Source organism: Paenarthrobacter sp. NCHU4564, assembly GCF_052156435.1.
In the GTDB taxonomy this organism is placed as follows: domain Bacteria; phylum Actinomycetota; class Actinomycetes; order Actinomycetales; family Micrococcaceae; genus Arthrobacter.
This window is the reverse complement of the sequence record NZ_JBQLIS010000021.1, coordinates 16,085-37,668: the sequence shown is the minus strand read 5'-3', so window position 1 is coordinate 37,668 and position 21,584 is coordinate 16,085. Positions and strand designations below refer to the sequence as shown.

Below are 21,584 nucleotides of genomic sequence, written 5' to 3'. Positions count from 1 at the left end.
CTCAGGAGGCCACCCCGCCTGCCACCGGGGTGGCCTCAACGGCGGTGGTATCCACCGCGGTATTGTTCACCGGGACCGGAATGGGCGTGGGGGCCGGAGTATTCACCGGCACCGGGTTCTCCTCCGTGGCTGGCGTGTCCGTGTGCTTGCCTGCTTTCTTTTTCGCCTTGTCCTTCTTGCGTTTACCGACGTGCGGCGCCGGGTCGAGTGCTTCCTCGAAGACCAATTGATCCAGTCGTCGCAGGATCAGCCCCTCCCGGAGCGCCCACGGGCAGATCTCCATCTTGGGGAACTCGAAGAGCTCCAAGGCGGCCTCGGCCACCAGGGCGCCAGCCAGCAGTTGGCGGGCCCGGGCGTCGGAAACCCCCGGTAGGTACAGCCGGTCCTCCACCGTCATGGCCGAGATGCGCTGCGCCCAGAGGCCAAGGTCGGCGGCGTGCAGTTCCCGCTTCACATAAGGGCCGGCGGCACTGGGTGCTGCCCCAGCGATACGGGCCAGCGACCGGAATGTCTTGGAAGTACCCGCCACCAGGTTGGCCCTGCCCAGCTGGTGGAACGTCGGAACCACGGGCTTCAGCGTGGATCGGATGTAGCGGCGGAGTTCCTTGACGCTTTTCGCCGTTGGCGGATCGTCGTGCAGCCAGTCCCTGGTCAGGCGGCTGGCACCCAAGGGAACTGACGTGGCAATTTCCGGCAGTTCGTCCGTTCCAAAAGCCATTTCAAACGACCCGCCGCCGATGTCCAGGTCCAGAATGGGACCCGCACCCCAGCCGTACCAACGACGCACTGCGAAGAACGTCATGGACGCCTCCTCGCTGCCCGTCAGTTCCTGCAAGGTCACGGTGGTTTCGTGCTTGACCCTCGCCAGGACCTCGGCACCGTTGGTCGCTTCCCTGATGGCCGAGGTACAGAACGCGAGCAGGTCTTCGGCTTTGTGGCGGGCGGCAAACTCCCACGCCTCAAGGACGAATTCGATGAGTTCGTTTTGTCCGGCATCGTTGATATTGCCGTCGCCGTCGAGGTACTGGACCAGGGACAGGGGCCTCTTGTGCGAGGCGAACGCCACAGGGCGCGCGCCGGGATGCGCATCCACAAGCAGCAGATGGACGGTGTTGGAACCGATGTCTAGAACGCCAAGACGCATTCTGCCATTATTCACCGATTCGAAGCCTGCGAAGCAACTTGGCTTGGACGTTTCGCGCTGTTGCGCATGTCGCTCCGCCTGCGTTCCGGTTATTCCCCGGACTCCCCGACCTCGTCCGCCCGCTTGAAATCGCGTCGGATGTTGGCGATGCCCTCGGGGTCGATTTCGAAGCCGTATTCGCTGCCCGGATTGATGACCAGGCCCAGTTCGTCCCCGATGTTGCCCAGGATGGCCGAGCCCATGGTGCCGAGCACGTTCGGGGCCGCCTCCAGGAAACGGGCGTCCACCCGGCTCGGGTGGCTGAAGACTGCAAGGACGGGGTTGCCGTCGGCGTTGGAAAGCACCAGAGGCTCCACGGAGGAATCGGGTCCCTCTACTGCTTCCGGGCTGACCAGGTAAACCTCGTTGTTCAGGAAGGCGAGGATAACGTCCACCGGATTGGCGTCGGGGTTGTCAGCCAAGGCGAGCTTGGCCTCGAGGTCGTTCAGGGGCTGGTTGTCCGGCGTAGCCGTCTGTTCAGTCATGCTTCTACTCGACCATGATGCCGGCCGGGACGCAATTCACCGGAATCGCGTCCCGGCACGAATGCCGGGTCCGGACAGCCGGCGTGCTACTTCTTGGCAGCGGCCTTCCTGGCAGGCGCCTTCCGCGTGGTGGTCCGCTTCACCGGTCCCTTGGCCCGCTTCTCGGCAAGAAGCTCGACGGCGCGTTCCCGGGTGAGTTCCTCCAGTGACGTCGAGCGCGGGACCGTGATGTTGGTGATGCCGTCGGTGATGTACGGACCGAAGCGGCCCTCCTTGACCACGATGTTCTTCTCGGAGACGGGATCCGGTCCGAACTCAGCCAACGGCGGAACGGCGGCACGGGCACCGCGCTGCTTGGGCTGTGAGTAGATTTCCAACGCCTGGTCCAGGGTGATGGTGAAGATTTCCTCCTCCGATCCGATGGACCGGGAGTCCGTGCCCTTCTTCAGGTACGGACCGAAGCGGCCGTTCTGGACGGTGATCGGCGTGCCCTCGGCGTCTTCGCCCAGAACCCGGGGCAGGCTCATCAACTGCAGGGCCTCGTCCAGGGTCACGGTGTCCACGGACATGGACTTGAAGAGGGAACCCGTGCGCGGCTTTGCCTTGACGGGCTTCTTGGGGGGTTTGGGCTTGCCGTTCTTGTAGTACTCCACCGGCTGCGCAGCCAGTTGTTCCTCGGTCATCTCGGGGATGATCTCGGTGACGTAGGCGCCGTAGCGGCCGTTCTTGGCCACAATGGTGTGGCCCGTGTGCGGATCGGTGCCGAGGACGCGTTCCTCCGGGGCCGCAGTTTCCATGAGCTCAATAGCCTTGGCGGCCGTCAGTTCATCGGGTGCCAGTTCCTCGGGGACGTTGGCACGTGCCGACTCGACCACCTCGCCGGTCTTCTCATCAACCGTGGGGATGCTGCTTTCCAGGTAGGGACCGAACTTGCCCACGCGGAGCGTGATGCCCTCTGCGATCGGCACGGAGTTGATCTCGCGGGCATCAATCTCGCCGAGGTTGTTCACGATGCTCAGCAAGCCAGGGTCGGCGTCCTCGCCGTAGTAGAAGTGGCGCAACCACGCTGCACCGGCCTCCTGGCCGTTGGCAATCTTGTCCAGGTCACCTTCCATGTCGGCCGTGAATTCGTAATCGACATAATCGGTGAAGTGCTGCTCGAGCAGGCGGATCACCGAGAACGCGATCCAACTGGGGACCAGGGCAGAGCCCTGCTTCCTCACGTAGCCGCGGTCTTGGATAGTGGAAATCGTGGACGCGTAGGTGGACGGGCGTCCAATGCCCTTCTTTTCCAGCTCTGCCGTCAGGGAGGCTTCCGTGTACCGCGGGGGCGGCGATGTCTCGTGGCCTACTGCAACAATTTCCGAGGCCGACAGTTGATCATCCTTGGCTACGTTGGGCAGGCGGCGGGCTTCATCGGAATCATCGTCGCCGCGGCTCTCGTCCTTGCCTTCTTCGTAGGCAGCGAGGAAGCCGGGGAAGGTGATAACGGTACCCGAAGCGGAGAATTCCGCGTCCCGGCCATCTGCGGAGACCGCGCCAAGCCGGATGGTAGCCGTGGAACCCTTGGCATCGGCCATCTGGGAGGCCACGGTCCGCTTCCAAATGAGCTCGTACAACCGGAACTCATCTCCGCTCAACTGCTGCGCCACCTGGGCCGGAGTGCGGAAGGAGTCTCCTGCAGGCCTGATGGCCTCGTGGGCTTCCTGGGCATTGGCCGACTTGTTGGCGTAGATGCGGGGGCTCTGCGGAACGTATTCCGGGCCGTACAGCTCTGCCGCCTGGCGCCGGGCAGCCGTGACTGCCTCGTCGCTCAGGGCGGACGAGTCGGTACGCATATACGTGATGTAGCCGTTTTCGTAGAGGCGCTGCGCTACCTGCATGGTGCTCTTGGACGAGAAGCGCAGCTTTCGTCCGGCCTCCTGCTGCAGCGTGGAGGTGGTGAACGGCGCAGCCGGCCGCCGCGTGTACGGTTTGGTGTCGACGGACCGGACCCGGAAGTCCGACTTCTCCAGGTTTGCCGCGAGCGAGGTGGCCAGTTCCTCATTGAGATGCACCACGTTGGAGGAGGTGAGCTGGCCGTTGTCGTTGAAGTCCCTGCCGCTGGCAACCTTGGCACCGTCCACGGCGGCCAGCTTTGCCTTGAAGGATCCGGCATCCGCGCCGAACTGGCCCGTCAGGTCCCAGTAGGAAGCGGCACGGAACGCCATGCGTTCGCGCTCACGGTCCACCACCATGCGGGTCACCACGGACTGCACACGGCCTGCCGAAAGGCCCCTGGCCACCTTTCGCCACAGGACAGGGGAAATTTCATAGCCGTAGAGACGGTCAAGGATACGACGGGTCTCCTGGGCATCCACCAGCGCGGTGTCGACGTCGCGCAGATTGTCCATGGCGCGGTGAATGGCCTCTTTGGTGATTTCGCCAAAGGTCATCCGGTACACGGGGACTTTGGGCTTCAGGACCTCCAGGAGGTGCCACGCGATGGCCTCGCCTTCGCGGTCCCCATCGGTTGCGAGGTAAAGCGCATCAGCGTCTTTCAGCTGGGCTTTGAGTTCGGCAACCTTTTTCTTCTTATCCGGCGAAACCACGTAGTACGGCTTGAAGTCGTTCTCGATATCGACGGCGAACTTGCCCAGCGACGTCTTCTTCAGTTCTGCAGGGAGGTCTGACGGCTGCGGGAGGTCACGGATGTGGCCGATGGATGCCTCGACGATGAAGCCCTCGCCAAGGTACTTGGCGATGGTCTTGCTCTTGGCCGGAGACTCCACGATCACGAGTTTCTTGCCGGTTTTTGCCTTGCTGGGCACGGTGCTCCTACAGAAAAAATGTGTATTGGGCTTGTGCCCATCTTGGCTTAGTTCACCATAGATTGCAGAATCCTGCGTTCTGCCGGGTCAGCGGGAACCTTACTGCCCGGGTGCCTGGCGGTCGTCAGGAATCATCGACCACAGGGTAGCAACCCGCTCGGCTCCGGGCGGTATCCGGGTGGGGTCCTCGAGCTCGTACTCGCGCAGGACCTCCCGGATCCGGTCGGAAAGCTCCTTGCGTTGCTGGTTGGTCAGGTACAACAGGTTACTGGCCAGAACCACCGATGCCGGTTCCTCCGCTGTTTCGCCGCGTTGGCGCCGTTCTCCCCTGGCCCTGGCAAAGGCAGAGGCCCGCCGCCTGAAAGCATCGAGTTCAAGATCCACCACCGCGATCTCCGGGCTTGCCACAGTGCCGCCGGAGATGGTGAAGTCGGTGCCGGCGGCTTTCCACCGGCGTTCCCGGGCGTCCCCGGCGTTCTCTGCGGGGGCCACGATCCCCCATTTCTGGAGGGCGCGCAGGTGGTAGCTCATGGCGCTGGGGGTAAGGCCCGTTCGCGCGGCCAGTTCCGTTGCCGTGTGGCTGACCTGGGTGGCATAGAGCTCCGAAATGACTTCGAGCCGGGCGGAGTGTGCCAGGGCGCGGATGGCCTTGGGGTCGGTGATGACCACCGTCTTTTCCGCCCGCTTGCGCCGTGGGGTGCCGTCAGCCGAAGGGGAAGGCGCGTTGTTCGCAGTCATTTCCTCAGTGTAATCAGCGTCACTTGGCCGGAGGCCTGCATGAAGGGGGCGCGGCGGGTACAGGGCAGTCACGGCGTCTCCTTTTCCTGGGCCGGGATGAGGAAACCGTCAAGGACGAGATTCTCCACTCCTGCCAGCAACCCTTCACGGAACGTGGCGGGATCGATGTCTTCGGCATTTCCGAGGATGGCCTCCAGGGCACCGGCGAGTTGGCGGACAGTCAGCTCACCATCGCATGCAGAGACGAAGCCGGCCAGTTCGGTGCTCAGGAGGTTGGTGCGGCGGAGTCCGGCTCCCTGCCGCAGGAGGATCACTCCTGGATGCAGCGCTCCGGGCCGTTGGTGGCGTTCTTCAGTGACATCACCGGCAACCACGAGCCGCGTGTCCGGGAGGCTGGCTCCCACCAGCCAGTCAGCACGGTCGACAGCGGCTCCCAGATGCGGTCCGATGGGCTGTTCGATGGGGTAGGTGATCTCTTCGAAGCGTTTGATGGCGGCCTGCGCCGCGTCCCTGCGGCGCATCCAGATCATGCCGAAACCAATGCCCCCCACATCCCTGGACGCGAAGTCGTCCAGGTAGGCAGCATAGGACTCCCGGTAGTGGGCGCGGTCCCTGTTTTCCGAGGCGTCCTGCAACCACGTTTCCGCATATTGCTCCGGCCCCACCTGCTCCCGCTGAATGAACCAGGAGTCGATGTCCTGGCCCTCAAGCCAGGCTGCTGGACGGTCGTGCCATTCCGAGCCGGAGACAACTTCCCAGTTTCCGAGCATTTGCGCTGTGCCCCCGGGCTCAAGGACGCCGGACATTGTCCGGACCAGGGACGCCACGATTTCATCGCCGGGCAGTCCGCCATCGCGGTAGGTGAACTGCCCGGACGGGGTTTCTCCACTAGCACGGGGCGTAATGACGAACGGCGGGTTGGACACGACAAGGTCGAAGCGCTGGCCCGCCACAGGTTCCAGCAGCGATCCCAGACGGAGGCTGACCCGGTCCTCCAGGTTTGCGGGGTCCAGGTTGAGTTGGGGCGCATTGAGCAACAAGTTGAAACGGGTGAAAGCCAACGCCCGCTCGGAAATGTCCGTAGCGGTGACATGCTCGCAGTGGTGCAGCAAGTGGAACGTCTGGATACCGCAGCCGGTACCGAGGTCCAACGCCCGGCGGCTGTGCTTGCGAACCGTCACCTGCACCAAGGTTGTGGAAGCCTGGCCAATACCCAGGACGTGATCGTGCCGCAGGACTCCAGGGGCCTGGTGGGCGGCGAGATCACTGGCGACCCACAGTTCAGCCCCTCCGCTGCCGTCCTGGTTGGGATCCCAGCCATAGGGGCGGAGATCCACCTTGGCCGTTACCACGCCGGATTCCACCGCCACGAGCCCCAGATCGGCCAGGCCCTGGGTCCGGACATGCGGCAACGCGGCATCGATGGCATCAACGCTTTGCGGTACAGCCAACAACCACAACTGGACGACTGCCGCCAGGGCCCGGACTGATGTGTCATCCGATCCGGCCAACCTCCCGCTGACCAACAGGGCCGGGATCAGCTGGTCCCTGCCCAAGGCGGCATGGGCTGACGGACCCAGGGCTTCAGCCACGCCGTCCACGGTGTAGGAAATGGCGCGCAGGTCCCGGGACAAGGCCAGGAGGAGCTCCGGGAGGTCGCTGCGGGGAGCATCAGGGACATTGCCGGTGGTGAAGTCTGTAGCGGTCTGAGTCACCCTGCAAGTCTAGGGGCGCTGCTTCCGGTGCACCGATCGCGGATCCTCGTATGTGGAAAAGCAGCCGCGACGGAACCGGTAGCGTGGAACCATGCTCTACTCAACCTTCACAGGACGCCGTGCGTGCTCCCTGGCCGCAGCTGCGCTGGTGCTTGTCACAGCCGCAGCTTGCCAGGCACCGGTCAACATCGAGGACGCCGATGTGCCGACGTGGAGGGACTCAGTACTTCCCGTGGCCCAAGGCGACGTTGCCTTGGAAGACTCGGGCAAAATCCTGAACCGCGACCCCCTGGTCAAGGACGCGGCGCCGGTGGCAGCCGGTACGTACACGCTCACCATGGTCTGTGATGGCGGAGGCAAGGCCTACTTTGCGGTTTCGTCGGCCGGGAAGAACCTCGCGGATGCTGCTGCCGCATGCAACGGGAACCGCGACGTGGTGAAGATCAACGTCCCGGTTCCGGGCCCGGTGAGCATCTCCACCAGCAGCGTGGACGCCCCCTTGATGTACGCCTACCACCTCGCCGCAGCAGGGAACTGACCGACCCCCTATTGGCGGCCGCCGCACCGGCGTAAAGTCGGATCATGGGCGGCACAGCGGCTGGCTCGGTGAGGCCACGGCGGCCGGTGAGGACCGCCGTCGTGCTTTATCTGGTAGCGGGCTGCACTCTGGCAGGTTGCGAATACACCTACGACGACGGCGCGCGCGCCGGCTCCAGTCCCTCCGCGACAGCGGGCAACAACGTCGTCCTTCCACCGGACCCGGCTTTGGAAGAAACTGTCAGCGGCGAGGAACTTGAGGAATGGGCAACGGCTGCCTTGCCGCAGTCGCAGGGACAGTCGTTTTATTCAAGTACCGGCTACCTCAACCCGGGTGAGTCCAAAACCGAGCAGACGATGCAGTTGCCGGTCGGAACCTATGCCGTGACGTTGGCATGCCGCGGCACCCGGCGGATGTCCTTTGCCGTGAAACTCGCGGGCAATGATCTGGTTGACCTGACGCTGGGGTGCGCAAACGCCCGCGTCAGCGTGGTGCAGCTGGACGTCGACGGGGCCTTGGAGATCACCGTGGGGGCAAGGTCGGACGCCAACTTCGCCTACCGGGTCAGCCGCCTGTAGGGGCGGTGCCAGGCTGCAGGGGCAGTGCCAGGCTGCAGGGTGTCAGGCTGCGTCGCATCCCTCCGGGCACCGCAGGGTTTCAGGGCTGGCAGCGCATTCGCCGCAGTACAGCGTCAGGGTGCGGCAACTTGGATTTGAGCAGTTCTCGAACTTGTTGGTGGGAGCTTCGCACCGCACGCACTGTCCGATCGTCTTGGCCTGGTCACTGAACTCGACGTGCATGCGCTTGTCGAAGACATACAGGGAGCCTTCCCAGAGCCCCTGGTCCTTGAACGTTTCGCCGTACCGGACGATTCCGCCGTCCAACTGGTACACCTCCTTGAACCCGCGGTTCACCATGAGGCTGGACAACACTTCGCAGCGGATCCCGCCGGTGCAATACGTAACGACCGGCTTGTCCTTGAGGGAGTCGTACTTCCCGGAATCGAGTTCCTTGATGAAGTCGTGGGTGGTAGCCACATCCGGAACGACCGCGTCCTTGAACCTGCCGATCTGCGCTTCGAAGGCGTTCCGGCCATCGAAGAAGACAACGTCCTCGCCTCCTGCCTTCTTCTGGTCGAGCAGGGCGTGAAGTTCCTCAGGCTGGAGGTGCTTGCCGCCTCCCACCACGCCGTTGTCATCCACCTTCAGTTCGCCCGGGGCGCCGAAAGACACGATTTCGTCGCGGACCTTGACGCTGAGCCGGGGGAAATCGTCGGCACCGCCTTCGGACCACTTGAAGTCGATGTCCCGGAACCCTTTGTACTCACGAGTGGTCTTGACGTACTGCTTCATGTTGTTCAGTTCGCCGCCGACCGTGGCGTTAATACCGTCCTTGGAGATCAGGATGCGTCCGGTCAAGCCCAGCTTCTCGCACAAGGCGCGCTGCCAGAGCCGGACCGCCTCGGGATCGGAGATGGGGGTAAAGCCATAGAAAAGCACAATTCGGTTCAAAGCCACTGTTAAAGGGTACCGGGGGCAGTAAAATCCTCCGGATTGCCCGCCGCGGTACCCGGCAGCCTGGTACGGGAAGTCACAATTCCATAAGCACCCATTGCTGCGGTCACCGGCCCCTGTTGCTTCATGGTGCGCTGGCATACTCTCTCTACATGAGTCCAGACGCCTTGGTTGAAGACATCGCGCATCTCCTTGAAGTCTGGGTGGCCGGCTGGACCGGCTGCCGGGGCTATGAAGCCCGCCAGGAGGGGCGCTTCCCCGCTGCGTTGCGCGCCGACAAGACGGGTGACTGGGAGTATTTCGCCCATGACCCGTCCGACCAGGAGTTCGCTGACCTGGCCGCGAAAACGAAGGAAGCGGAGACCCGCATCCTGACGATCCTGACCAACGACGTCCAGCACTACAAATACCTCGCCGAGCAGCATGGCCTGGCGGTCAATTCCGCATCCCAGACCATGATGGTGGTGGACATGGAGACACAGGACTCCGAGGATCCATGGCTTCCCGACGACGACCTGGAGCTGGCAACCTCGGAATCCAACGGCGTACACCACGCCGTGGTGCACTCCGGCGAACAGGTCGCTGCGAGCGGCCGGGTCTACGTTGTGGACGGGACTGCGGTTTTCGACAAGATCGTAACGGAGCCGGCGTTCCAGCGCCGGGGCCTTGGCAGCTTCATCATGAAGGCGCTGGCTGCCAAAGCATTCGAACACGACGTGCAGAACGGTTTGCTCCTGGCGTCGCTGGACGGCCAAAAACTGTATTCGCACCTGGGCTGGGACGTGGTGTGCCACGTACTGATGATGTCCGCGAGCCCCAACGACAGCGCGGATCTCTCCGTCGCCTAGCCTCGTGCCGGCGGACCGCGCCCCCTGTGGCTCGCGCCCGGCCGAAGATGGCATGCCCGGCGGAATGAAACAATGATCAGGTGGCTGCAACAACTTCCCCGATCAACCTGCTGGGCCGGACGCCGGACCCCGACCAGCTGCGCCACGTCCACACGATCCCTGCCCGCAAAGCAATCAACGAGCCCTGGCCGGCATGGGTGCACCCCGACATTGTGGAGGCCTACGGCTCCCTGGGTGTCCGGGAACCGTACCGCCACCAGGTCCAGGCCGCCGACCTTGCCCACTCCGGACAGCATGTGGTGATCGCCACCGGCACGGCCTCGGGAAAGTCGTTGGCGTACCAGCTGCCTGCTCTGGACGCCATCCACCGCTCCGAGCTGCGGATCCAGGCAGAACCCGGGAAAATCCACGACGACGGCGCCGTCACCTTGTATCTCTCCCCCACCAAGGCTTTGGCTGCTGACCAATTGGCGGCAGTCCGCTCGCTCAGGCTTCCTACCGTACGCGCGGAAACCTACGACGGCGATACCGACATGGCATCGCGCCGGTGGATCCGTGAGCACGCCAACTTCGTCCTTGCCAACCCCGACATGCTGCATTTTGGCATCCTTCCCAACCACGCCTGGTGGGCTGGCTTCTTCCGCCGGCTCCGCTACGTGATTGTGGATGAAGCCCACAGCTACCGCGGTGTTTTCGGATCCCACGTTGCCAACCTGATGAGGCGGCTGCGACGGATCTGCGCCTATTACGGGGCGGGTAATTCCTTCCCCGAGCCCGTGTTCATTGCCGCCTCCGCCACTGCTTCCGACCCCGGCCTTTCCTTTGGCCGGCTCATTGGCGCTCCGGTGCGTGAGGTCGCCGAAGATTCGTCCCCCCACGGGTCCACCACGGTTGCGCTGTGGGAGCCTTCCTTGACTGACGTCAAAGGGGAGAACGGCGCCAAGCAGCGCAGGACCGCGGTGGCCGAAACCGCTGACATCCTGGCAAACCTGGTATCTGCACGGGTCAGGACGATAGCCTTCATCAAATCCCGCCGCGGCGCTGAGTCCATCTCCTCCATCACCAAGCGGCTGCTGGATGACGTGGATCCAAGCCTGCCCGGGCGCGTGGCAGCGTATCGTTCCGGCTACCTGCCGGAAGAGCGCAGGGCCGTGGAGCAAGCCCTGCGCTCCGGCCAACTCCTTGGCGTTTCCAGTACCTCTGCATTGGAGCTGGGCATCGACATCTCCGGGCTGGATGCAGTGATCGTGGCCGGGTGGCCGGGCACGCGCGCCTCGCTCTTCCAACAGATAGGGCGGGCAGGACGGGCAGGCCAGGATGCCATCGCCGCATTCGTGGCAAGCGACGATCCCCTGGATACCTATCTGGTGAACCACCCCCAGGCCATCTTCGACGTCTCTGTTGAGGCCACCGTCTTTGATCCCGGCAACCCGTATGTGCTGGGCCCGCACCTGTGTGCTGCTGCAGCGGAGCTGCCCATCGGGCCAGCAGAGCTGGAACTCTTCGGCCCCACAGCAGAGGGCCTCCTCGACAAGCTGGTCATCCAGGGGTACCTCCGGAAGCGGCCCGCCGGGTGGTTCTGGACCCATCCGGAGAGCGCCGCCGGCATGGTCAACCTCCGCGCCGACGGCGGTGGCCCGGTGAGCATTGTGGACACCGAAACGGGGTCGCTGCTGGGCACCATGGATTCCCCCCAAACCCACTACCAGGCGCACACCGGAGCGATCTACGTCCACCAGGGCGAGAGCTATCTGGTGGAGGAACTGAACGAAACCGACCATTGCGTCATGGTGAAGCGCGTCAACCCCGATTTCTACACGACTGCACGGGACGTCACCCAGATCGAAGTCCTGGAGACATCGAAGTCCATGCAGTGGGGAGACATCACCGTCCATTTCGGCGATGTCAAGGTAACCACCCAAGTTGTCTCCTTCCAGCGCAAGGCCTTGATCTCCAACGAAATCCTGGGTGAGGAACCCTTGGACCTCGGGGCACGTGACTTGTTCACCAAGGCCGTGTGGTTCGTGGTGGACAACCGCTCCCTTCACGGCGCCGGCCTGGTCGAGGCACAGTTTCCGGGAGCGTTGCACGCCGCAGAGCATGCTGCCATTGGGCTCCTTCCGCTGGTGGCATCCAGTGACCGCTGGGACATCGGGGGCGTATCCACCGCCCTTCACGCGGACACCGGAGTCCCCACCATCTTTGTGTACGACGGCCATCCCGGTGGTGCAGGCTTTGCCGAGCGGGGGTTCGGGAAAGCCAAGGTCTGGCTCACGGCCACCCGTGAGGCCATCAAGGCCTGCGAGTGCGATGCCGGCTGCCCGTCCTGTGTGCAGTCTCCGAAGTGCGGAAACAAGAACAACCCGCTGGACAAGGCAGCCGCCATCACGCTCCTCGACGTCTTGCTGAAGGAAGCCGTTTAGCTTCTTCCTGATGCCGGAACTGTTACGTCGGTTCCCCTGAGCCTCTACGGCGGCAGGCGTGCACTCGCGTTTATGGTGGCGGTCCTGCCCGCGAGCGCCCTGTGGCTGCTCCCAGGGAGAAGGCAGCCTCCAACTCAGTGGAGACTTCCACAACTTCCCCGCCCGTCACCGTGCACCCGGTCAGCCCCGCTCCGTGCCTGGCCGCGACGGCAGCTGCGACCGTGCACGGATCGCCTTCGGCAAGGCCCCGCGCAGCGTCGGCCGCCGCCAACGCTGACAGGTCCGCCGCCGTTGCAGCCTGCGATGCCAGAATGCCGGCCCTCACCAGGAGCAACAGTCCGGCAGCCAGTGCCATGACCACCACCGCGAGCGCCAGGGCCAGTAGTGTTCCCGCTCCGCGCTCCCGCGCAGGGCTATATTTTTCCTTGGTCCGGCCGCCCGGCCCCCGCCACCGCCGGTGGATAACCCTCCACGCCCGTTTCATGGACCGGCCACATCTCCTGAACCCGCCGGTTCCGGGGCGTTCTCGGTCAGGGCCGTAGCCGTTGCCGTCAGGGTCCACGGAATCATGTGGCCCAACGCACCGCCGGGCGCTGCCGATGCTGTCACCGTGACCCAGCCGTCGCTTACCCCGACCACCGCGGTTGCTGTGTCACCAGCGAGTCGCCGGACGATGGACTGGGCTTGGTCGGTGCTGTCGCCGCGGGCCAGGGCACGGGCACCAGCCCGTGCCGCTTCCTCCAGTCGGAACTGGGTGATACCCGCGGCACCGCCCGTGAGAAGGAATGCCAGGAGGAGGACCACGGCCGGCAACGCGACGGCGAATTCGGCCGTCACGGCACCGTCCTGGTTGAGGGGGCCGTTCGACGCAGGGGTCATGGCAGCGACAGCGCAGTGCGGATCAGGGTGAGCAGGAAACCGCGGACTTCCTCGCTGCGAAGGATGACCACCAGCAGGCCCGCCAGTCCAACAGCAGCAAGCGTTGCGATGGCGTATTCCGCCGTGGCCATCCCGGCTTCGGACCCTGCGCACCCGAACCTGGATCGAAGCCGCCTGGTCATCGCCGCAAAGCACCGGCCCTGGCAGGGCCGTACGGAAAGGGCGGAGTTGGAATTGGCTGTTGTCATTGTCTGTCCTTCCAGAGGGAATACCGGTGAATCGTCCGGCATCATTGACTCTTCCGGGTCTTCACCGGGTCCTGTAGGGGTTGCTTGGGTGAAGTGGATAAACCGTCCGCCCATGCTGTGTGTGGAGGAACAGTGGGGCAGGCCGGGCATCATGGTGCTGCATCATCCTGCGGGCATCATCGCGATCAGCACGGGGACAATGCCCAGGCAGATGAACGCCGGAAGGGAACAGAGCCCCAAAGGCACGACGAGCTTGACGCCGAGGGCAGCCGCCCGCTTTTCTGCTGCCCGGAACTGTTCCCGCCGTTCCCTTGCTGCCTGTGCGTAGAGAATGGCCGCCGAAGGCGCACCGGTCATGGCGGCGAAAGCCAGCGCATTCCTGAGCCGGACGACTTCGGGCGCGGGCTTTACGGAACTTCCCCATGCCGTCTGCCAGTCGGTCCCGATGGCCAGGGCGGCCACCACAGGCCGCAGGGAACTGGCGACCTCGGGAGTTCCGCTGCGGGCGACCAGCTCCAATGCGCGTCCAAGACCCGCACCTGCGTCCAGCATGGAGGCCACCAGTTCCAGCATCATGGCAGGATCGCGGAGACCGTCCCCGGGAGCCTCAGGGAGGTCCTGGCCGGCGTGGTGAACGGCCTCAACCGCGTGGCGGCGGGAAGCCAACGACGATTTCAGACGTCGCCGGACCGAGGCCGTCATGCCTCCTGGGTGGAAGGCCAGGAAGGCCGCAGCACCAAGGACAACCACCAAGCACACCACCGGGTATTCGGGTATCACGTTGGTCCGGCCGCAGCAGTTACAAGCCGTGAGGACCATACCCTCCCGGCTACTGTCAGCAGGAGCCCTGTACCCAAGGTGGCGATTCCAAAAATGTTCTCCAGCAGGATTCCCACAGGATCAACGCCCAAGGCCGTGCCCAGGACCAGCCCGAACACCGGTAGCCAGGACAAGAGCCGCACGGTGGCTTTGGGACCAGCCAGCGCAGTTTGCCGGGCGGCCTCGGCATCCTCCTCGGCTTCCAGTTGCGCTGCGAACCGTGTCAGCAGGTCAGCCAAGGGACAGCCGCTGGTTTCGGCCACTTCCAGGCATGCTGCCAGCTCCATCCAGATTCGCCGCTCGGCATTGCCCTGGCGTGGGTACACCCCGGCCGCCCTGCTTCGGATGGCCTGCGCCGCGGAGTTCCCGACAACAGATGCTGCTTTGGCCGCACCCAGAATTTTCAAGGAGTTGCCGGAAATCCGGTGGCCGCCGCCGACCTCCGGGCGCAGCTGGTGTACCTGCCATATTTCCTCCCATAAGCGTGATGGAGTACGGCCACCGCGAAGAAGCGCTGCAAGCTGTTGAACGAGGACCACCAGGGGCACGGAACCGTTGTCAGGCGGCCTCCGGAACAGCGGTTTTGGACGGGTCAGGGACCAGCGTCTGGATCCGGTGCCGGGTTCGGTAGAGGCGTCCAACACCGCCTGCATGCGCCGGCGTGAAGTTCCGGAGCCGCTCACGTGCAGCCACGCCGCCAGGGAAAGGACCAGGAGCAGCATGATGCTCACGTGTACCGCGCCAGATCCGCGCTGTTGGCATCATTGGACCCCTCAACTGTTCGTGCTGCACCGCCCGGCCCCCGACCGTGGAGACCGAGCCGGTCAGCCAGGCAGGGCCACGCGGCTTCCCAGGAAACACCGGACGCCGAAACCCGGACAGCCGTTTCCACAGTTTGGCCATGCGGAGTCTCCACCAAAACTCCGATGGAACCGACCCGCCGGCCATGCGGGGTTCTCTCCACGTGGATCACGACGTCCAGGGCACTGGAGACCTGCAGCCGCACAGCCTCGGCACCAAGGCCGGCGAGTGCGCCCAGGGCAACCAGCCGGGCGGGTACGTCCTGTGCCGTATTGGCGTGGATGGTTCCTCCCCCGCCCGTGTGTCCGGTGTTGAGTGCCGTCAGGAGTTCGCGCACTTCCGGTCCGCGGCACTCCCCCACAATCAAGCGATCAGGACGCATGCGCAGCGCTTGCCGGACCAGTTCGCCGAGGTCCACGGCGCCCCCGCCCTCCAGGTTGCCGTGGCGGGATTCGAGCGACACCACATGAGGATGGACCGGGTTCAGCTCCGAGGCGTCCTCAATCACCACGAGGCGCTCCGATGGGTGGCTAAGCCCCAGCATGGTGGAGAGCAACGTCGTCTTGCCCGAACCCGTGGCACCGCTGATGAGGAAGCTGAGCCGACGTTCCATGATGGCTCGGAGTATGTGTTCCACGTCCGGGCCGAACATGCCGCCCTCCCGCAGCTCTGTCATGCTGAACGTGTCCTCCCGCCGGATGCGGATGGACAACAGGGTTCCCGCGGTTGAGATCGGCGACAACACGGCGTGGACGCGATAACCGCCGTCGAGCCTGACATCGACGCAGGGCGAGCCGTCGTCCAGCCGCCGTCCTCCGGCGGAGACGAGCCTGGTAGCCAGGGATCTGACCTGCTGTTCCGACTCGAACCGTACGTTGGATCGTTCGATCCCCCGTCCCTTGTCCAGCCACACGGAGTCCGGCCCGTTGACGAAGATGTCCGTGACGGAAGGATCCTTGGCGAGGCCCTGCAGCGGTCCCAGACCGTTCAACTCGGCGTTGATGGATTCTGCAGCCTCAAGGGCTCCCGCAGTTCCCAGAAGACGTCCGCTGGCTTGGACTGCTGCCGCCACAGTAGAGGGCGTCACGGGTCCGTTGCCGGCAAGGACGGATTCACGCACTGCTTCCAGCAGGATCGCATCCGGCCTGCGGTTCTGCGGACGGCGGTACCCTTCCGGAACACGACCCGCCGGCCAGCCCCCGGCGTTCAGTGGCCGGTTCATGGAAGGAGCCCGTTCAGTTCAAGGACCTCTCCGGCAAAGGCAAGCACCGGTTTCCTCCGCCCCAGTTCCAGCAGCCGCCCCTGCTCGGTTGCTGCTGCCACGCCGCGGATCCCCGGGACAGTGCCCAGCAGGGGCAGGCCGAGGGATCCCGCGATGACATCGGCATCCATGGCGGCCGGCTTGCCGTCGCGGACGAGGAGCGCGGTATCCACCGGCGGCAGTTCCGCAAGGATTCTTGAGGCGGCAACCGCAGGCTTGAGGTGCGCCAAGGTGAGAAGCAGCGTCCGGTCGCAATCCCAGGCCAGGGTCCGGAGACCGTCCCCGGACCGCCCGATGTCCACCACCACTGCTTCGAAGCTTCTGCGGGCGGCGTCCATCACGGCAGCCACGGCAGCGGGATCGGGTGTTACCACAGGTGCCCTCGTCCCCGGCCAGGACAGGAACGCGAACCCTCCGGCCACCGGCAAAGAGTCGTGGAACTGGGAGGGATCGATGCTGCCTCGGGTGCCCGTGAAGTCGGGCCACCGCAGGCCGGGCGGCTCGTCTGCAGTGACGGCCAATTCCAGGCCACCGCCCCACGGGTCGCCATCGATGAGCAACGTCCTGATACCGTGGCTTGCTGCTGCTTGGGCCAGCCACACTGCGGCAGTGGTGGCTCCGGCCCCGCCGCTGCCGCCTATGAGCCCGAGCACGCTTCCGCCGGGCTCCGGGGACCCCGACAGGCTCAGGTGCTCGGCCAGCCAGCCGGCGGCTTCGGGCAGGACAGCTACCCTGTCAGCCCCCACTGCGGCGGCCAGTTTCCATAGTCCGTCCCCCTCGGCGGCCGTGCCCAGGAGGATCGCCGGGACTTGCCTGTGGGGCGGGATCTCCCGGATATCGCTGCCGATCAGCACAGCATCAGCATGGTCCCACCCGTGCATTGCGTCTCCGATGTCCGGTACTGCACGCAAATTCCCGCCGGCTGCTGCGACAATCCTGGTGGCTTCCTCCTCCAGATGGGGGTTGCCGGTGACCAGCAGGATGTCGGCGCCACCGGACGGCGTCCAGTTCCCTGGGTGCTGGATTTCCTCTGTTTGGTTGGGGCCGTGCTTTTGCCGACGATGTCGCTTGTTCATGAAGCCACTCTCATGGCCGGACACGGCTGAGGACAGGCCCGAATCCCCTCATGTGGATAAGACTGCGGCCGGAGCGGCTGTTGGGGAGCAGTCGACCTGCCATGCTCCGGGAACAAGGCAGAATGGAGGACATGTATCTGCTGCTCGCCCCCCACCAGGACGGTGCAGCCATACAACGGGTCTCTCCTGCCGGGAAGGCCACAGCGGATGTCCGCGTGGTCACCGGAAGTGAGCTGGCCGCCGTCGTTCTTGACTTGGAAAGCCAGCGGCCCCGCTGGGTCTGGGAACGCATCCAGGACTGGTACCCGGGTCTGCTGAAACAGGGCGTCGAGGTGGAGCGCTGCCATGACCTCACCCTGTGTGGAGCAATTCTGGCGTACTCCAGCTTCACAGCAGACACGCAGTACGCCCGCAGCGCGGCGAAGATCACCCAGGACGACGACACCGTTCCTCCGCGTGCACTCCAGCCGCCTCCGGTGCCGGCCTTGCAGGATGCCCTCTTCGAGGACCTGCCCCAACCCAAGGGCATGGGCCTGGACGATCTACGCGCCGAGTTTGCGGCACAGCAGGAAGCGGTTTCGCTCGTCACCGGGGATGACCGCTGCAGGCAGCGGCTTCAGTTGCTGCTGGCCGCCGAGTCCGCGGCTGCGATCGTGGCCGCGGAGATGCAGCACGCGGGAGTCCCGTGGCGGGAAGATCTCCACGAACAGATTCTCACCGAGGTGCTGGGACCCCGCCCGCCCCTGGGCCAGCGACCTCCCGCGCTGGAAACCCTGTGCAGGGAATTGCGCAGCATCCTGGATTCTCCGGCGTTGAACCCCGATTCTCCCCAGGACCTGATGCGTGCGCTGCACCGGAACGGGATCGAGGTCAAAAGCACCCGCCAGTGGGAGCTCAAGGAATCGCGGCACCCCGCCATTCCGCCCCTGCTGGCCTATAAGAAACTGTCACGGCTCCACACCGCCAACGGCTGGGCCTGGCTTGACGCCTGGGTACACAGCGGGAGGTTCCACCCCGAATACGTGGTGGGTGGGGTGGTGTCCGGCCGCTGGGCTTCGCGCGGTGGCGGGGCGTTGCAGATTCCACGGAACATCCGCGCGGCAGTCCACGCCGATCCAGGCCACAAACTCATTGTTGCCGACGCTTCCCAACTCGAGCCGCGTGTCCTGGTGGCGTTGGCCCAGGACACCAAAATGGCCGCCGCTGCCCGTGACAAGGACCTCTACGCAGGCATCGCCGCCCAAGGGTTCGGCGGTGACCGGTCCAAGGCAAAAGTGGCCTTGCTCGGGGCCATCTATGGAGCCACGACAGGCGAATCAGGCAGGCTCATGCCCCAGCTCGCCCGAACCTACCCGCGGGCGGTTGGGTACGTGGAGCAGGCTGCCCGGGACGGCGAAGCGGGGCTCACCGTAACCACCCGGCTGGGCCGCAGCAGTCCACCTCCCTCCCCCGGGTGGCTGCGAAGCCAGCAGTCCACCACTGCGGAAGAACAGCGACGCGCAGACAACCTGGCCCGCTCCCGTGGACGGTTCACCCGAAACTTCGTGGTCCAAGGTTCCGCGGCTGAGTGGGCGGCATGCTGGCTGGCTGAATTACGACGGCGGCTGCGCACCTTGCGCGCGGAGGGGTCACCCTCCGGTGAACTCGTTTTCTTCCTCCACGACGAGGTGATGGTGCACGCCCCCGACAACGCAGTGGAAGCCTGTATCGCGGCCATCGAGGAAGCGGCGCATGCTGCCAAGGAACTCTTGTTCGGCCGGATACCGGTGGAATTTCCGGTGAGTGTCGCCGTCGTCGATTCCTACGACAAGGCGAAGTAGGCACGGACCCGCTTGTGCCTTGTCCGCCGCCCCGGGCGGGAGGACACTTGGCTCGTGGGGTCGGAGATCCGTGATGCGGTGGCTTCCTACGTTGGTTTTCAACTGTCGGAGCTGGAGGCGGGCATGTCCCTGATCGCGGCCGCGGACCAGGAAGCCGTCCACTCGGCCCGCCTTGCCCTTCGGCGCCTGCGCTCGGTGATGTCCTGCTACCAGCCGCTCCTGCCCGATGTCCCCCGTGGTTTGAGGGACGGAATCCGGTCCTTGGCCCGGGCCCTGGGCGAGGCCCGCGACGCGTATGTCCTTGCCCAGCGGTTCACCTTATGGTTGGACGCGTACGCCGACTGGCTCAGCGGCGCGGCATTGCACCAAGCGGTGGCGGAACTGGTGGCGTCCAGCAACACGATGGCTGCAACGGTCGGCCGGGACGCACGGAACGACGACCTGCTGGCTGCTGCCCGCGCTGCCTTGCTTCCCTTGCCCTCGACCAAACCGCAGCCCGGCCCGGAGGATGCGACGCGCTTGCTGCAGCAGCAATGGAGAAAAGTCCAGGAGCGGTTGGGCGCCGCAATGTCCACGAAGGTCAACACCGAAGAACACCATGAACTCCTGCATGCAGCGCGCAAAGACGTCAAAGGACTGCGCTACGCTGCCGAAGCTGTCGCGGAAGCGCTGGGACCCCGGGCCGCAGCCATCGTCCAGCCGGCCATGGCGTTACAGCGCATCCTGGGGGAACACCACGACAGCGTTGCCGGACTTGCCTGGCTGGCCGGACTCACCCCCACCATCAACCCGGCGGACGTCGAACAGCTCCGCGCCATGGAATCGCGGCGGCTCGGTGAAGCCCAGGCGGGCCTGCACCGGCTGCTGCGGGATGCCCCGATTCCCGCCCCGGTTGACGTCCTGTCTCCCCACGTGCCGCTGGCGGACGCTCCGGCACCCGCAGTGTAGAGCTAGAGGTCGATGTGGTGGAGCCGGGTTTCGTCCCAGGGAACAGTCCAGCCCAGTTCGTCGAACAACCCGCTGAGAACCATCCCCGTGAAGCCCCACACCAGGACCCCATTGACGGTAAATCCTGGACTGGTGTAGGTGCGGCCGAACCGGCTGATGGCGGCCGTGACCCTGTTGGCAGGATCCAGGAGGTCCCGCACCGGCACGCGGAACACCTGCGCGGACTCCGCGTAGTCCACCACCCTCACGGGAGACGGGGCGTCCCACCACGCCAGGACCGGGGTCACCCGAAAGTTACTCCGGATCAGCCCGAGTTCGGGAATCAGTCCAAGCACCCGGACCCCCGCGGCGTCCAGGCCGGTCTCTTCCACAGCTTCGCGAAGGGCCGCTGCAACCACGGACTCGTCCTCCGGATCCACGCTGCCTCCCGGAAAGGCAACCTGGCCGGGGTGGTCGTCCAGGGTGTGGGCCCGTTCCAGCAACAGGACGTCGAGGTCTGCGGGAGCAGTGGGCCGGTCCGATTCTGCGGGGACGTCGTCCAGGACCCCAAAGAGCATGAGGACGGCCGCGCGCCTGGTGGTTTCGGCACTGACAGGCAGCTGGGACCAATAGGCTGAATGCCTCTGCCCGCCCGATGCAAGACGCTCCACCAGCGCCTTCAGGTCATCAAGCGCCGTCATCCGGGCCTCCTTTGGGATTCCATCCGGATCTCGGCCGCCCGATGGGTCTCGGCCAGAAGCTTCTCCAGTAGTTCCTCGTTTCCGGGTGCGAGCTCGTACTTCAGCAGCTTGGCGGCTTTGACAGGATCGGTCTCCCCTTCCCCATAGCTGGGGCAAAGGCTAGCCACCGGGCAGGCACCGCAGGCCGGCTTCCGCGCATGGCACACCCGTCTCCCATGGAACACCACGCGGTGCGACAGCATGGTCCAGTCCCGTGGCTCGAACAGTTCAGCGACGTCGAACTCGATCTTCACGGGATCATCCGACACGGTCCAACCGAACCGGCGTGCCAGGCGCCCAAAGTGCGTGTCCACCGTGATGCCGGGAACACCGAAGGCATTTCCCAGCACCACGTTGGCCGTCTTGCGTCCCACGCCCGGCAAGGTGACCAGGTCCTCCAACCTGCCGGGAACCTCACCGTCGAAGTCATCCACCACCTTGTTGCTCAAGGCCAGGACGTTCCGGGCTTTCGCCCTGAAGAACCCGGTGGGTTGGAGGATGGTTTCCAGCTCCACGGGATCTGCCTCGGCCATGGCCCGGGCGTCCGGGTAGCGGGCGAACAAAATCCTGGTGACCTGGTTGACCAGTACGTCCGTGGTCTGCGCGGAGAGGACAGTGGCCACCACGAGTTCGAAGGGGTTGCGGAAGTCCAGCTCTGCGTGGGCGTACGGATACTTTTCGGCAAGCACCCTGTTGATTTTGCGTGCCCGGCGTTTGAGCGCCAGCGGCGAACCAGCTTCAGCGATGGCCACAGTGCGC

Annotated in this window: 20 protein-coding genes and 1 pseudogene; 6 read left to right on the top strand and 15 right to left on the bottom strand. The window is 64.9% G+C overall.

All coding sequences use genetic code 11. The features are described from left to right. Position 1 precedes the first annotated feature (1 nt). The 5 genes from ACSVIE_RS17735 to ACSVIE_RS17715 all read right to left on the bottom strand — a co-directional run bounded on the left by ACSVIE_RS17735 (position 2) and on the right by ACSVIE_RS17715 (position 6,931). The gene (locus ACSVIE_RS17735; RefSeq protein ID WP_442424697.1) at positions 2 to 1,144 is read right to left on the bottom strand and encodes a Ppx/GppA phosphatase family protein; all 1,143 of its coding nucleotides are present in this window, start codon (positions 1,142 to 1,144) and stop codon (positions 2 to 4) included. Positions 1,145 to 1,233: 89 nt separating this feature from the next. Continuing rightward, a complete protein-coding gene (locus ACSVIE_RS17730) occupies positions 1,234 to 1,668 on the bottom strand; it encodes an SseB family protein (protein WP_426003948.1) in 435 nt (144 codons plus the stop codon). Positions 1,669 to 1,754: 86 nt separating this feature from the next. Beyond that, a complete protein-coding gene (gene topA, locus ACSVIE_RS17725) occupies positions 1,755 to 4,478 on the bottom strand; it encodes a type I DNA topoisomerase (RefSeq protein WP_426003949.1) in 2,724 nt (907 codons plus the stop codon). Between the two features lie 99 nt (positions 4,479 to 4,577). Then, a complete protein-coding gene (locus ACSVIE_RS17720; RefSeq protein WP_426003950.1) occupies positions 4,578 to 5,216 on the bottom strand; it encodes an ArsR/SmtB family transcription factor in 639 nt (212 codons plus the stop codon). A gap of 68 nt (positions 5,217 to 5,284) precedes the next feature. Beyond that, a complete protein-coding gene (locus ACSVIE_RS17715; protein ID WP_442424696.1) occupies positions 5,285 to 6,931 on the bottom strand; it encodes a DUF7059 domain-containing protein in 1,647 nt (548 codons plus the stop codon). 91 nt (positions 6,932 to 7,022) lie between these two features. On the opposite strand from ACSVIE_RS17715, the gene ACSVIE_RS17710 reads away from it, so the two are divergent. Together ACSVIE_RS17710 and ACSVIE_RS17705 are read left to right on the top strand one after the other, a co-directional pair. After that, the gene (locus ACSVIE_RS17710; RefSeq protein WP_426003952.1) at positions 7,023 to 7,469 is read left to right on the top strand and encodes a hypothetical protein; all 447 of its coding nucleotides are present in this window, start codon (positions 7,023 to 7,025) and stop codon (positions 7,467 to 7,469) included. A 44-nt stretch (positions 7,470 to 7,513) separates the two neighbouring features. Continuing rightward, entirely contained in the window at positions 7,514 to 8,047 is a 534-nt protein-coding gene (locus ACSVIE_RS17705) for a hypothetical protein (RefSeq protein WP_426003953.1), read from the top strand. A 42-nt stretch (positions 8,048 to 8,089) separates the two neighbouring features. Here the strand turns inward: ACSVIE_RS17705 and trhO are convergent, their stop codons facing one another. After that, positions 8,090 to 8,986, bottom strand: a complete 897-nt coding sequence (gene trhO / locus ACSVIE_RS17700; RefSeq protein ID WP_442424695.1) for an oxygen-dependent tRNA uridine(34) hydroxylase TrhO — start codon at positions 8,984 to 8,986, stop codon at positions 8,090 to 8,092. Positions 8,987 to 9,135: 149 nt separating this feature from the next. On the opposite strand from trhO, the gene ACSVIE_RS17695 reads away from it, so the two are divergent. Both ACSVIE_RS17695 and ACSVIE_RS17690 read left to right on the top strand, forming a co-directional pair. Further along, complete coding sequence (locus ACSVIE_RS17695) at positions 9,136 to 9,831, top strand: GNAT family N-acetyltransferase (protein WP_426003955.1); 696 nt, start codon at positions 9,136 to 9,138, stop codon at positions 9,829 to 9,831. Positions 9,832 to 9,911: 80 nt separating this feature from the next. After that, the gene (locus ACSVIE_RS17690; protein WP_442424694.1) at positions 9,912 to 12,254 is read left to right on the top strand and encodes a DEAD/DEAH box helicase; all 2,343 of its coding nucleotides are present in this window, start codon (positions 9,912 to 9,914) and stop codon (positions 12,252 to 12,254) included. A 70-nt stretch (positions 12,255 to 12,324) separates the two neighbouring features. Here the strand turns inward: ACSVIE_RS17690 and ACSVIE_RS17685 are convergent, their stop codons facing one another. The 7 genes and pseudogenes from ACSVIE_RS17685 to ssd form a co-directional block, all read right to left on the bottom strand. Continuing rightward, complete coding sequence (locus ACSVIE_RS17685; RefSeq protein ID WP_442424693.1) at positions 12,325 to 12,738, bottom strand: Rv3654c family TadE-like protein; 414 nt, start codon at positions 12,736 to 12,738, stop codon at positions 12,325 to 12,327. After that, positions 12,735 to 13,133 (bottom strand): TadE family type IV pilus minor pilin, encoded by a 399-nt coding sequence (locus tag ACSVIE_RS17680; protein ID WP_442424692.1) that lies wholly within the window; start codon positions 13,131 to 13,133, stop codon positions 12,735 to 12,737. Before ACSVIE_RS17680 ends, ACSVIE_RS17685 begins: the two co-directional genes overlap by 4 nt. After that, positions 13,130 to 13,279 (bottom strand): annotated as a pseudogene (locus ACSVIE_RS17675) (DUF4244 domain-containing protein); the annotation flags it as partial. The pseudogene ACSVIE_RS17675 and the gene ACSVIE_RS17680, both read right to left, overlap by 4 nt. A 264-nt stretch (positions 13,280 to 13,543) precedes the next feature. Next, on the bottom strand, positions 13,544 to 14,161 hold the full coding sequence (locus tag ACSVIE_RS17670) for a type II secretion system F family protein (RefSeq protein ID WP_426003959.1): 618 nt from the start codon (positions 14,159 to 14,161) through the stop codon (positions 13,544 to 13,546). Then, entirely contained in the window at positions 14,158 to 14,931 is a 774-nt protein-coding gene (locus ACSVIE_RS17665; protein WP_442424691.1) for a type II secretion system F family protein, read from the bottom strand. Before ACSVIE_RS17665 ends, ACSVIE_RS17670 begins: the two co-directional genes overlap by 4 nt. Further along, positions 14,928 to 16,223 (bottom strand): TadA family conjugal transfer-associated ATPase, encoded by a 1,296-nt coding sequence (locus ACSVIE_RS17660; RefSeq protein WP_442424690.1) that lies wholly within the window; start codon positions 16,221 to 16,223, stop codon positions 14,928 to 14,930. The genes ACSVIE_RS17665 and ACSVIE_RS17660 overlap by 4 nt, the downstream gene beginning before the upstream one ends. Beyond that, on the bottom strand, positions 16,220 to 17,338 hold the full coding sequence (gene ssd, locus ACSVIE_RS17655) for a septum site-determining protein Ssd (protein ID WP_442424689.1): 1,119 nt from the start codon (positions 17,336 to 17,338) through the stop codon (positions 16,220 to 16,222). Before ssd ends, ACSVIE_RS17660 begins: the two co-directional genes overlap by 4 nt. A gap of 131 nt (positions 17,339 to 17,469) precedes the next feature. Here ssd and ACSVIE_RS17650 point away from each other — a divergent pair, with 131 nt between their 5' ends. Continuing rightward, positions 17,470 to 19,158 carry a bifunctional 3'-5' exonuclease/DNA polymerase gene (locus ACSVIE_RS17650; RefSeq protein WP_442424713.1) on the top strand — a complete coding sequence of 563 codons (1,689 nt, stop codon included), beginning with the start codon at positions 17,470 to 17,472 and terminating at the stop codon, positions 19,156 to 19,158. A gap of 54 nt (positions 19,159 to 19,212) precedes the next feature. After that, positions 19,213 to 20,106, top strand: a complete 894-nt coding sequence (locus ACSVIE_RS17645) for a CHAD domain-containing protein (RefSeq protein WP_442424688.1) — start codon at positions 19,213 to 19,215, stop codon at positions 20,104 to 20,106. 2 nt (positions 20,107 to 20,108) lie between these two features. Here the strand turns inward: ACSVIE_RS17645 and ACSVIE_RS17640 are convergent, their stop codons facing one another. Both ACSVIE_RS17640 and nth read right to left on the bottom strand, forming a co-directional pair. Beyond that, complete coding sequence (locus ACSVIE_RS17640) at positions 20,109 to 20,786, bottom strand: NUDIX hydrolase (RefSeq protein ID WP_426003964.1); 678 nt, start codon at positions 20,784 to 20,786, stop codon at positions 20,109 to 20,111. Then, positions 20,783 to 21,577 carry an endonuclease III gene (gene nth, locus ACSVIE_RS17635; RefSeq protein ID WP_426003966.1) on the bottom strand — a complete coding sequence of 265 codons (795 nt, stop codon included), beginning with the start codon at positions 21,575 to 21,577 and terminating at the stop codon, positions 20,783 to 20,785. The genes ACSVIE_RS17640 and nth overlap by 4 nt, the downstream gene beginning before the upstream one ends. Positions 21,578 to 21,584 lie beyond the last annotated feature (7 nt).